This is a genomic window from Fischerella muscicola PCC 7414, from assembly GCF_000317205.1.
In the GTDB taxonomy this organism is placed as follows: Bacteria; Cyanobacteriota; Cyanobacteriia; order Cyanobacteriales; family Nostocaceae; genus Fischerella; species Fischerella muscicola.
Window position 1 is genome coordinate 1 of sequence record NZ_AJLK01000045.1, and the last position, 11,856, is coordinate 11,856.

The following is an 11,856-nucleotide window of genomic DNA, read 5'->3' on the forward strand; positions in this document are numbered from 1 at the left end:
TTCACGCTCACCTACATTGGCAGCCGTAACCAATACTCGCAACACTAACCCCAAAGTATCGACTGTCATAAATCGCTTGCGCCCCTTGATTTTCTTGCCTGCATCGTAGCCCACAGCTTCATGTACCATTGCAGCAGTTTTGATACTTTGACTATCGATGATTGCCTCCGATGGACTTCGATGGCGCTCAATATCAATCCGAGTCCAGTCTCGCAGCTGATCGTGGATGTTCAACCACGTCCCATCTTTACGCCAATTACGAAAATAGGTGTAGACCGTCTGCCAGGCAGGAAAGTCTCCAGGTAAGGCTCGCCATTGAACTCCTTCTACCAGAACATAGAAGATGGCATTGAGAACTTCCCACATATCAACTTCGCGAGGACGACCACCTTTTTTGGGTTCTGGAATTAAGTCACTGAGGAATTCATATTGAACACGGCTTAAGTTGCTAGGGTATGCTTTATTCATGTCGCTCTCTCGGTGCTGTTTACTATTCATTCACACTTTATACTGAGAGAGTTTTTTTACAACATACCCGACTTTTCAAACATCCTCTAAGCGAGATCGCTTAGGGAACTAAATCTTCCCCCATAAACGGGGGGATTAAGGGGGTTTTTGGGATCCATGCAAGAGGTCTAATGGGTAATATCAAGTTCGCATGATTACTTACAATTCCCTTTTACCTCACCCCGCCTTCGGCACCCCTCTCCGAACCCGCGGAGAGGGAATGGGGTGAGTATTTTTTATTCTAAGTGATTAACCGAACTTGATATAGTAGGTAACGGAAAAAACTAATTACCTATGACCAACAAAATTAAATCCTTAAAGGAAAGAACACTCCAGCTTTAGACGCCTATTGATTTTGTCCTAAAGTAACTTGAGATAAATCTCTAATTTCTGGTGACTTTTCTAAGCTTGCTAGGTCTTTTAATAAACTTGCTGCTAGTTTCCCCAATTCGCCATCGCCACTGTCAGCTAAGGCTTCGCTCAAAGCATCATACCACATACCTGCTTCAGCATAGAGGCTAGCTCTTTGGGTACGATCGCCCTTATGATGCAGTGCTTCTTGTAAATTGGCTGGCATGGGTACAATTGCAATATCTGCTGTGGCTAGTAAATTGCGTGAAGGATAGTTAAAGTCACACAAAATTTCTACTTGCCATAGATATTTTTTACCCAAGGCTAAACCAGGTAAATTCTCTGGTAAAGATAGTTTCATAACCCCTGGCGAACTCTGCAATCGAGATTTATAAGTTAGTTTCAGTTGCTCGTTACTGCCTAACTCATAAATAGAGAACTCTAGCGGTACTCTTTGGTGATGAGGTACAAACCAAGCAAAGGTGGGATGGCTGGAAGTGGTTTGTCCAATATGTGTAGAAGGAGCAAGCAGGGTTACAGAATCAGCATCTATAGCTTTGCATTTTCCCCTAACTCCCGATGATTCTGTATAACCACTTGGTGGTTTTTGATTGCGGGGAGGTTTATACGCAGCTAAAGCTATTTGAGTAAACAAAAAAGGGATGGTCAAAGCACAAATTATTAAAATCTTATGATTAAAAATTTTGTGCAAGAGCCACTGTTTGTGAGTCATTATCTTTCCCTCTTGGCATTGCACTCAAAAAATTCATAGTAATTGGTAGATATGTAGTTGCTTGGAGATTAGCAATTATTAATAGTTAATTGCAATTAACCATCCTGCTTGCCATAGCTCATTGAGGATTGCCATTGCTCAGGAGAAATACGTTTTGTGTGCCAAGCTACATATCTATCTTAATTGTATTACTAGTAAATGACTAAATTCATTTCATATTTTAGTCATTCGCATTACTGAAAACTACATAATGCTGGCTCATATTTACTATATCTCACATTTTTTTATAATATTTATTATATTACTTGGCAAGTATCAGACTATTAGTAATAGACAAAAATGTTTATATATTATATATTCTGAAATTCGCCTACAGAAAGCCACTTTTTCAGGTTTTCACACCAGTCATGTGCTAACAGGATTTTGGGCTAGAAGTGCCAATCGTCGCGTTGCTACCACCACGTGCTGTTCCACAGATGAATCTGGGGACTTCCTGAGCGGAATTATCGATTAAAAATCTTTTTAATAAAAAATTTTTATTAAAAATAAAAACATTTACCAAAAGCCAAACTTTGCCACAGGCCAAGATAATTCACAAAGAGTACCTCGAGGGGAAAGAGGCGATCGCGTGAATTTTCCTCTTAATTGTCGAGCTAGATTTCGGAACTGTTGTGTTCCTCGACCTTCTTTAGCAGAGATGCTACCTAAGCCATCATCAATTATTTTCAGAGTGTACCATCCTTCATTTTGGGTACAACTAACCACTAAGCGAGTTACACCTGTGGCGTGCTTGCCTACGTTACACAAAGCTTCTTCTAAAAAGCGACAAAGTCCACGTTTTTGTTCAATACTTAAGTGGTCATCAATTGGATCAAATGTTACTATCTTAACCCTGAGTGTACTAAAGCAAGAAAATTCTCGCTGTAATGTATGGTCATAAACTTGATAGAGAACTGTATGAATCGGGTCTTGTAAATTTAGCAGTAGACCATTTCCTAGATATAAACTTCTATCTTGAGTTAGAGGTTCTCTTTGTAAAAATTCATATATACCTCTTAGCTCATAATTTAATTTTTCTAATTCTTTTTCAACTGCTGGTAGCAATTCTTCTGACGACAAGTCTTGTTCGCGAATTGTCTTCAATGCTTTAGCCAGGGTTTGCAATGGCCCATTATGAATTGTTTCAAAAGTACGCTCAATTAGGGCTTGACGAGCTTCTATTCTAGAACGCAATGCTTGGTCATACTGGTATAAAGCCGTCATGGCAATACCATTTAAATTTAAAACGAGGATTGCTGGTACTAGTGGAACCCATAAACCCCAATACAACAAAAATAAATAACTGACAGCTATTAAAATAGTGCTGGCAATCACAACAGCAACCAGATTTCGCCACGGAGACTTGGTGAGTCTTGCGAAAGCAATTCCTAAAACACCCCAGCTGATGATCCATGCATATTCCCAGCAGTCTGCCCAACTATTTAAGAGTGGTCTGGAGTCCAGCACTGCACTAATTATTGCAGAACTCGCATGTGCTTGAACTTCCACTCCATAAACACGTCCCTGTGCAGGTCGTATAGATACTACAGCAGAAGTAGTGATGAAATCTTTCACACTAGGCGCAGTAATACCAATAATTACAATGCGATCGCGTATCCACTGCGGCTGATATTTTCCGTTTTTAATATCATTGAGAGATAAGATTCTAAATCTTTTTTGACCACTGCGAAAATTGAGCAGTACCTGCACTCCACCAGCATCAGTTCTGACGTATCCCCCAGAATTAGGAAAAAACCGGGGTAGTTCAATATTGCCGAACCTAAGCGCTTGGGGATCACGAATACCGTTTTCTAGGGTGTAACCTTGCTTAGCTAAATAAGTTTTTGCTAAGCAAACAGACAAAGAAAACTTGTATCCTTGTTCTGTTGGTGTTGCCAACAAACTGCGTCGTAATTTGCCATCAGCATCGATGATTTGATCTGCAAAACAAACTTGTTCTGGAGGTAATGTTGGTGGAGGAGCAATTTTTTCAGGTAATACTTTTTCAATCGCAACTAAATTTTTAATATCCTTAAATGCACTAACCAGTTCAGTATACCCAGGTTCAACAGCTAAGTCTCTAATAATATCAAGACCAATGACTCTGGGTGCTAGAGAATTGAGTTTTCTCAACAGTACTGCAATTTCTCTATCTGGTATGGGGTAAGTTCCCACACTACGAATATCTTCTTCGTTAATTCCAATAATAACAACACGTTCATCAATCGTTTCAGCAGGACGTAGACGCAGAAAATTATCAAAGGCTAACCATTCAAGAGACTGCATATAACCACTTAAACGAGTAATTATTACCATCGCTATAACTGCCATACCCGGTAATGCACCTACACGCCAAATGGCTATTTCCTCTTTAATAATTCTCCACAGTTCAGCCTGCATTGGTTTATTATTTGTTGTTTGTTGTTTGTTGTTTGATGTTAGTTGTTTTGTATTTGTTCCAACTAACAACGAACTACCAACAGCCAAATACTAATCAATTAATCCTTCTTCTCTGGCTCGCATTTCCGTTTGAATTCGCATATTTTTTCCCTCTTCAGGATAAACATCTAAAGCATCTTGTAACTTGCTCCAATAATGACGTACCATACGTTCGCCAACACACATGCGCTCTGCGATCGCCTTATCTGTTAATCCTTCTTCAAATGCGAGAGTTAGCACCCTTAACCATTCTGGTTTGACTTCTAAGCCAGCATGAACACCTTTAATATCTTTTGTATGAGTTAATCCCTGTAATGCCCAATCTACTCTAGTCAACATTTCTTGGCTAGAAAGACTTTTATCGGCGACTGTAAAACCTCCTTTATGAATATCAATATCAGGTCTGATTCGTACTAATGTTCTTACATGAGCGCTTTGGACTACGATATTCAAATTTATATGGTTTTTCATTAAGTTTCTAAGTAGTTTGACACCTGTATCTGGTCGTGCCATTTTGCCAGGACTCTCTGGTAGAGAAAGATCCATAACTACTAAATCAGGTTGCATCTTTGCTACTTGATCAAGCGCTTCTTGAGCTGTAACCGCTGTGAGAAACTGAGCATCCACGTACTTTTTTCGTAGTACTTCTATGGTTCCACCCAAGACTGATTCATGGTCATCTATGACTAAAATTTTTAGCAATGCTTGTCTTGTTAACGCTTGTTTCATAATTCACACCCCAACAAGTGAGTAGATAACTATTACTCCTACCTAGAAAATTAAAAGCTTGCCATAGAGGGTAGATGTACTCTGTAGAGTGTTCCACAGGTTATTCAATTTTAGATTTTGGATTTTGGATTTTAGATTTTAGATTTTAGATTTTAGATTTGGAGATTTATCTGGAGGCTTGTATCCTGCTCGGAATTAGTTGCCAAAAGTAAAATTTAAAAGAAATACTTTGTATTAAATAATGATAAATTAAAATTTATTTAAATATACTAAATATACTTTAAGTATACTGTAAACGTAATTAAGTAATATTTATCTACCAATATAGGTAGCAAACTACACTGAGGTTATTAATACAGCAAAAACATTTGCCTGATGTTAAAATTCTAAAAGTTTTACAAATATATTCTCGTTCAGGTAAATTTTTGTAAAATAGAAGAGTAGAAATATCAGGATAAGTAATCTGTAATACAAGCTTACCGAGATTAGTTTGTTGTTGTAGACAGATGTAAATAGAAATCTGTGTCAAAACCTCAGGTAAGCTAATTTTCAGTAACTCTTCTAGAGTCCTTAAAATAATTAGGCTGCGATCTACTGATTCATGTCGCCAAGACTTAGGCATATCAAGATGAAAATATATCTCAGAGTGAGATGCAATCCAGAGTTCTATTAGATGCTGAATTGCCAAAGGCAAATTGTCTTGGATATAGACTGGAAATAAGCGATCGCTCAATTGCACTAAAGATTGGTGAAAATTATCAAAATTTTTTAAAAGTTCTTGAGTTTTATTTGCTGATAACTCTAAATTACCTTCTGGTAATAGTTCTAAACTACGACGAATAGTAAAAGATTCCTGTAATATACCGTCTCGGATTTTCTCTGCTTCCAAGAACATTTTTAGTGATTGTCTACAAGACCACCATTGCAATACTTGTTGAGTTTTATAGGAATTTCTCACTAATACAATTAGTGTCATAATGTAAAAAATCAAAATTAAAATTTGTACAGTCAATTGGTAATTCACAACACATTGATTTCTTAATTAATTTCTTAACCCAAGGGAGTAGTATTAAATAGCATACGCCATCTTTTTCCCCAATAAATTGCTTTAAGTAGACAAAATATTTGTCCAAAAACGCTGTTTTTATTACCGAAAACTGCATAGTTTTGCACCTAAAATACGGGATTTTTATTCCAGAATATCTAATGTTATTTAGTCATTATTATCTCACCTCTAGCCTTTCTGAAATAGCGCAGAGAGTGTAGGTAAGATTATTCGTTTTTTACAAGTTTTTATCCAGACATGATATAACTACTGACAAAAACAATTGTAACTTCAAATTCCCAGTTTAAATCCGAAGTCTTTGACATAAATAATTCATAATTCATAAATCACAAATCGGTGATTAATCTTGCCTTTCTAAGTAAAAATTTCAGAGCCGTTTCTTGCTTAGAAATAATATCAGCAGAAGCATTCATACCTACTTGCAGATTACAGGTATGTTCATGATTTCCAAAAGTGTAACTTTCGGGTTTGATCATTGCTTCAAAAGATCCAGCAGCAGGAGTTGGACTACTTGCTGCACTTGCATCTGTATTATTTACGGGTGCGATTGTATCTGGAGAAACAGCAGTAACAACACCTTGGAGAGTACCATAATCAGGATATGGACAAGCATCAACTCGCAGCTGTACTTTTTGACCAATTTCCACCTTTTTAATTTCAGCCGCAGGAATGATGGCTTTCACAACTAAAGGCGTGTGCTGAGGGACAATCTCTACAACAGGTTCTGAGGGACGTACCACCTGACCTGGATTGCGTAAATTGAGCTTGAAAATCACACCATCGCTAGTAGCACGAATGACACTGCTTTGCATTTGAATGATATTTTTTTGTAATTCCTGTTGATATTGTTTGATTTTATTTCTAAGTTCAATTTGTTGCTGAATTAAAGTATTTTTCTCTCTAATTAAAGCAGCGATACTAGATTGACCTTTTGCCTTTTCCTGTGCTATACGTTCCTGAGCAATTTCCACCGTTGCTGCACTAGGATTAAGAGCAGCTTTTGCTGTTTGCAGGCTAGCTTTAGCTATATCTATAGCTCTTTTTTCTGCCTCTACTTCTAATTGTGCTTGTTCAACAGCTAATTTTCTCTGCTCATAATCCCGTTTACCAATTGCTCCATATTGTGCTAATTCTTTGTAGCGATCGCGATCCTGTTTGGCAAAATTCAAGTCAGCCTTGGCTTTTTTTAAACTCGCCTCAGCTTTTTGCAAATTTGCTTCTGCTGATAGTAATTCGCTTTGAGTTTTGACTTGCTCTTCTTGATAATCTCTTCGATTACGTGCCAAGTCTGCTTGAGCAGAAATAACTGTTGTTTCAATGACTTGTTTTTCAGCCTCTATTTGAATATCTAAAGCTTGTATTTGGGCTTTAATTTGGGCTAATTGTAAATTACCTTCTTCAATACTATTTTGTAATTGACTATTTTTGATATGTAGTTCCATATCATCAAGCTTAGCAATTACATCTCCTTGTTTAACTATCTGATTTTCTTTAACAAAAATGCCTTTGACAGTTCCTTCTATTTCTGGTTGTACGATCCGAATATCTCCTGTAGGACGTACAGTTGCAGAAGTCTTGACAGTGACATTGTATTTAATGTATGAAGCGAGAGCGATCGCTGTGGCGACATTTGCAACCAAAAATATACCAGCCAAGGTAGTCCAACGACTAATTGGTGGTAAAAACTCATCGATATTAACCGAAGGGAGAAATTTTTGATTATGAGTGTAAAGCATGTTTGTTAATAGTTAGTGGTTAGTGGTTAGTGGTTAGTAGGGACGTAGACACCTGTACAGTAGTTAGTACGCATTTTTTATTGATTAACCACTATCTACTATCTACTAACTACTAACCAACAACTAATTCAAGGAGTTAAAAAATCTAAATGATCACCAGGAATCGAGCTTAATTCTTCCACAGATCCTTTTAGTTTTAACCTACCTTGTTCTAAAAACACAATCCAATCAGCACGACTAATAACTCGCGGACGGTGGCTAATCAAAATTGTTGTTTTTCCTCGACGATACTGAAGCAACTTATCTAATACTTGTGCCTCACTAACTGGATCTAATCCAGCTGTAGACTCGTCCAAAATTAAGATTGGTGGCTCGTTAACAATAGCACGTGCTATAGCTAATCTTTGACGTTGACCACCAGAAATATTTGCTCCAAATTCGCCTAAAACAGTTTGATATTTATCAGGTAATTTACTGATAAATTCATCGGCTTCTGCTATTTCACAACATCTAACAATTTGCTCAAAAGTAACATGAGGTGTTCCTAAACGGAAATTTTCAATAATCGAACGACTCCAAAAGTGAGCATCTTGGGGAACTAAAACTATCTGATGACGTAGACAATCAAGAGCCAGATCATCTAAGTTATATAATCCTATGCGGATATTACCAGATTGTAATGGGTATAAGCCTGCAATTAATTTAGCAAGGGTACTTTTACCACAACCAGATTTACCAATAAAAGCAATTACTTTACCACCTGGAATTGTTAGTGAAAAATCTTCTAATAAATCCATCCTACCTGCATAGTGAAAGTTGACATTAGTACAAATAATGTCAGCATCTCCAGGTATCTTGGCAAACTGCTTTTTACCATCTTTATCATCTTCTGGGGTGGCATCTATAACTTCCGTCAGCCGTTGAACAGCAGTTTTTGCGCGAGTATATTCATCTACAAAACCAATTACACTACCAATTAAACCCAGGAAATTAGCATTCATTGCGTTAAAAGCTAATAATTGCCCAATACTCAGATTTTCCTCGGGTTGAATTACTAAATTTCCACCAAACCACAACAAAATAACACCGCCAACAGCAGCAACAAATCCTGAGAATGTACTATTGACGATCGCAATTTGAATGGTGTTTAAAGTTAGGGTTGTCAGGCGACTAAATCGGCTTTGAAATTCATCCCAAAATTGTGGTGATGCAGTAGTAGTTTTTAGGGTAAGTGCGCCTTTAAAGGTTTCTACTAAAACGCCTTGATTTTCTGCCTCTTGAACTAATAGTTCACGGGTTTTATTTCGTAAAGTAGGCTGAAATATAACTGTAGAAATGCTCATTGCTATAGCGATCGCTATAGCCACTGTTGTTAACTTCCAGCTATAAAACAGCATGAAGCCAAAAGAAATAAGAGCAATAAAAAATTGGCTAGGTAAACCAACAATAACTTGAGCAACTAACTGATTAACCTGATTTATATCCCGTAAACGGCTGACAATTTCTCCACTGCAACGAGCTTCATAATAAGAAAGAGGTAAGCGCAGAATTTGTCGCCCAAATTCCAACACTAAACCTAATTGCAAACGCTGAGCAAAATGAGCAATTAAATTAGACTGTACAAAAGAAAGACTAGTAGAAACAAAATGCATCACAACCACAGCAATAGCCACAGTTGTGAGCAGCCTTGTATCTCCTCTCACCAACACATCATCAGTAAGAATTTGTAGTAAAAATGGCGATGCTAAAGATAGCAGTCCTAAAATTAAGTTTAAAGGTAACGCTTGGGCCAGTATGCCACGAAAAGCCCAAACACGCCGGAAGAAACGCCAAAAGCCGCTAACTTTATCATCCTCTTGGGAGAAAAAGCGAGTTTGATCTGGCTGTAACAACAGCATTAACCAATCTGTCCAATTATCCGCTACATCCTTTTTAGACAGATAACGAATACCTACAGCTGGATCAGCAATGACACATTTGTTACCTTGCTTGCCATATAAAACAACCCAATGATTTCCCTGCCAGTGAATAATTGCTGGCAGAGGTGCTTCTTTCATTCGGTTTAAAAGTTCTGGTGAAGTTTTAACTGGACGAGCATTAAACCCAAGGGTTTCTGCACCCCGTTTTAACCCTAATAAAGTAGTTCCAAACTGTCCAGTACCTACCATTTCACGGATGTGATTAAGAGTAAAATTACGTCCATAATGCTTAGAAATGGTAGCTAAACAAGCGGCTCCACAGTCTTCTTCACTATGCTGTTTAACAAACTTGTATTTCATCTTTAGTCCACCCAAAAGATTGAGCGCCTGAAGGTTTGGTCAATCTGTTTGCTTGTTGCTGAAAAATTAGGTAAAGAGATAAAAAATTAATCGACGTAATATTTCCAAGCCGCTCAAACCATATTTACGTCCACGTAGTCCACTAAAATTAAATCCAAAGGTGACTTCTGAAAGTGAATATCCAGTTTGTTGTCTAGATGAAATGTTATTTATACCATCCGAAAAATTGTTTTCATGATTTGCAAAAGTAACAATGTTTGTCTTTTTGATCACAAAGTCATATAGTGAAGATGAACGCCCTCCAATTGTAATTTCTTGTTCTTCCTCAGACAACTCTACAAAAAGCTCAGAGTTAGTTAATTCTCTATCTGTAGACACAGCTTTACCTCTTTGTTATACCTGTATATACAGCTGAAAAAAATATAATTATTCAGACAAAAACTTTGCTTGTGAACAACAGTCAGCTATCGATTAAATCTATAAATTTGATAGCTGACTTTCTTCAACATGCTTGTGGATACCCAGTTGAATTACATTATGTATTCAACTAAATTAATCATCCACATCTAGCTATCTAGGTCGTCGTAATATCCGCCATAAGGATTGAGCAAGAAATTCTTATAAGCGCTGGTATCAATCGTTTGGCTAGCAAATTCTTGTGTAACAAAACTACCCTGAGGTCCAGAACCAACTGCAAAATTAAAAGCAGTTAAGTCTTGATAGTAATTGGTGTTGATGTAATCGTAAATGCTTTTACCTCCAACAACCATTTGCTGTTGTTCTTCGGACACTTCAATAAACAATTCATAAGACATGATAAAAAACTCCTTGCTCAGGTTTATATTGTGATGTTGAAAGTTGAGTAGCCAAATGAGGTACTCAACTTTCGATTGACTTAGTATGGGTAGTAGTAGAAGTAAGGATTGAGTTGGAAACTCTTGTAAGCACTAGTATTAATTTCTTGTTCAGCAAATTCCTGAGTCACAAGACTACCACCAGGACCAGATGCTGCAGCAAAAGCAAATGCTGTTGTATCTGCATTAAAATAGGTGCTGATATAGTCGTTAATACTCTTACCACCAGCAACCATCTGCTGTTGTTCTTCGGTTACTTCACTAAACAAATTAGATGTAAATGTTTCGTGAGACATAGTTACAAGACTCCTTGCTTGTATTGTTGTTTTTATGTGTGATAATTGGAGTTGATTAGCTTCTTGAGTAGCTCAACTTCTTGCTTGCCTATTACGATATACCCTTTCTAATACATAAGTCATTTGCAATTTATGTAAACTTATTTACCACCTTAAGAAGCATTAATTGCAGGATTATACGAGTGCTATTTCTGAAAAATACATGGCAATAAAACCGAAAACCCGGTTTTGATATCAAAACCGGGTTACTGAATCATCTAAAATATAAAATTAATTGGAAAAATCTTGAGACAAAATCAATTTATTCAATAATCAACTATTAGAATGATGAGACAGCTCATTCATTTTTACAAGTTGATCGCGAATCAATTTTAGCTGTACTTGACTGTTTACAGGTCCTCTGGGAAGAGGAACTTCTGTATTTGGCCAGTCAGATAAATCATTGCATGGACATGATTCAGCAGGCATACCCAGACTTCGCACAGGTATGGGCATTGTACAACGCGAACAGGCAAACATTTCCCAATCGGATGTTAGCAATTCCGCAATAGTTTCACTTGTACCTTCAAGATAGCAATCACCTGCTTTTTCAGAGGTGATTTTCCGCCAGCATTCTTCAAATTCATCACTATAGCGATCGCCTGCAATTACAGGCTTAGGCAACAAAGTTTCTGCACCATTACTGATGATTACTTTTTTGCCTAGCTGAAACCAGTAAGCTAGATATTTTTTAACTTCATTTTGAGATGCCATACTCTAATTTTATTTAGAATTTCGATAATAAATTTGGAATAAATAATTAAGAATAGTCAATAGTCAATTGTCAA

The 11,856-nt window shown here is 37.1% G+C and carries 11 protein-coding genes; all 11 read right to left on the reverse strand.

The features are described from left to right. The coding region (locus UYI_RS0107035) for an IS5 family transposase (protein ID WP_016865972.1) at positions 1 to 468 on the reverse strand (468 nt) is incomplete at its 3' end. 385 nt (positions 469 to 853) lie between these two features. Further along, entirely contained in the window at positions 854 to 1,528 is a 675-nt protein-coding gene (locus UYI_RS0107040; protein WP_235147914.1) for a DUF928 domain-containing protein, read from the reverse strand. A gap of 618 nt (positions 1,529 to 2,146) precedes the next feature. Then, positions 2,147 to 4,030, reverse strand: a complete 1,884-nt coding sequence (locus UYI_RS0107045) for a sensor histidine kinase (RefSeq protein WP_026085794.1) — start codon at positions 4,028 to 4,030, stop codon at positions 2,147 to 2,149. Positions 4,031 to 4,120: 90 nt separating this feature from the next. Next, entirely contained in the window at positions 4,121 to 4,798 is a 678-nt protein-coding gene (locus tag UYI_RS0107050; protein ID WP_016865975.1) for a response regulator, read from the reverse strand. Between the two features lie 316 nt (positions 4,799 to 5,114). Continuing rightward, positions 5,115 to 5,774, reverse strand: coding sequence for an HAD family hydrolase (locus UYI_RS0107055; RefSeq protein ID WP_035138242.1), 660 nt, complete (start codon positions 5,772 to 5,774; stop codon positions 5,115 to 5,117). Between the two features lie 416 nt (positions 5,775 to 6,190). Continuing rightward, positions 6,191 to 7,600 (reverse strand): HlyD family secretion protein, encoded by a 1,410-nt coding sequence (locus UYI_RS0107060; RefSeq protein ID WP_016865977.1) that lies wholly within the window; start codon positions 7,598 to 7,600, stop codon positions 6,191 to 6,193. A gap of 128 nt (positions 7,601 to 7,728) precedes the next feature. Further along, positions 7,729 to 9,879 (reverse strand): peptidase domain-containing ABC transporter, encoded by a 2,151-nt coding sequence (locus tag UYI_RS0107065; RefSeq protein ID WP_016865978.1) that lies wholly within the window; start codon positions 9,877 to 9,879, stop codon positions 7,729 to 7,731. 66 nt (positions 9,880 to 9,945) lie between these two features. After that, positions 9,946 to 10,257 carry a hypothetical protein gene (locus tag UYI_RS0107070; RefSeq protein WP_016865979.1) on the reverse strand — a complete coding sequence of 104 codons (312 nt, stop codon included), beginning with the start codon at positions 10,255 to 10,257 and terminating at the stop codon, positions 9,946 to 9,948. 188 nt (positions 10,258 to 10,445) lie between these two features. Next, a complete protein-coding gene (locus UYI_RS0107075) occupies positions 10,446 to 10,694 on the reverse strand; it encodes a CTB family bacteriocin (protein WP_016865980.1) in 249 nt (82 codons plus the stop codon). 80 nt (positions 10,695 to 10,774) lie between these two features. Beyond that, entirely contained in the window at positions 10,775 to 11,029 is a 255-nt protein-coding gene (locus UYI_RS0107080) for a CTB family bacteriocin (RefSeq protein WP_016865981.1), read from the reverse strand. Between the two features lie 312 nt (positions 11,030 to 11,341). Then, the gene (locus UYI_RS0107085) at positions 11,342 to 11,782 is read right to left on the reverse strand and encodes a hypothetical protein (RefSeq protein ID WP_016865982.1); all 441 of its coding nucleotides are present in this window, start codon (positions 11,780 to 11,782) and stop codon (positions 11,342 to 11,344) included. Between the last annotated feature and the right edge of the window lie 74 nt (positions 11,783 to 11,856).

Bases quoted from the DNA above. Each gene is read 5' to 3' on its own strand.
- UYI_RS0107045 (WP_026085794.1), bottom strand. From the start codon at position 4,030: ATGCAGGCTGAACTGTGGAGAATTATTAAAGAGGAAATAGCCATTTGG.
- UYI_RS0107050 (WP_016865975.1), bottom strand. From the start codon at position 4,798: ATGAAACAAGCGTTAACAAGACAAGCATTGCTAAAAATTTTAGTCATA.
- UYI_RS0107080 (WP_016865981.1), bottom strand. From the start codon at position 11,029: ATGTCTCACGAAACATTTACATCTAATTTGTTTAGTGAAGTAACCGAA.
- UYI_RS0107055 (WP_035138242.1), bottom strand. From the start codon at position 5,774: ATGACACTAATTGTATTAGTGAGAAATTCCTATAAAACTCAACAAGTA.
- UYI_RS0107075 (WP_016865980.1), bottom strand. From the start codon at position 10,694: ATGTCTTATGAATTGTTTATTGAAGTGTCCGAAGAACAACAGCAAATG.
- UYI_RS0107085 (WP_016865982.1), bottom strand. From the start codon at position 11,782: ATGGCATCTCAAAATGAAGTTAAAAAATATCTAGCTTACTGGTTTCAG.
- UYI_RS0107060 (WP_016865977.1), bottom strand. From the start codon at position 7,600: ATGCTTTACACTCATAATCAAAAATTTCTCCCTTCGGTTAATATCGAT.
- UYI_RS0107065 (WP_016865978.1), bottom strand. From the start codon at position 9,879: ATGAAATACAAGTTTGTTAAACAGCATAGTGAAGAAGACTGTGGAGCC.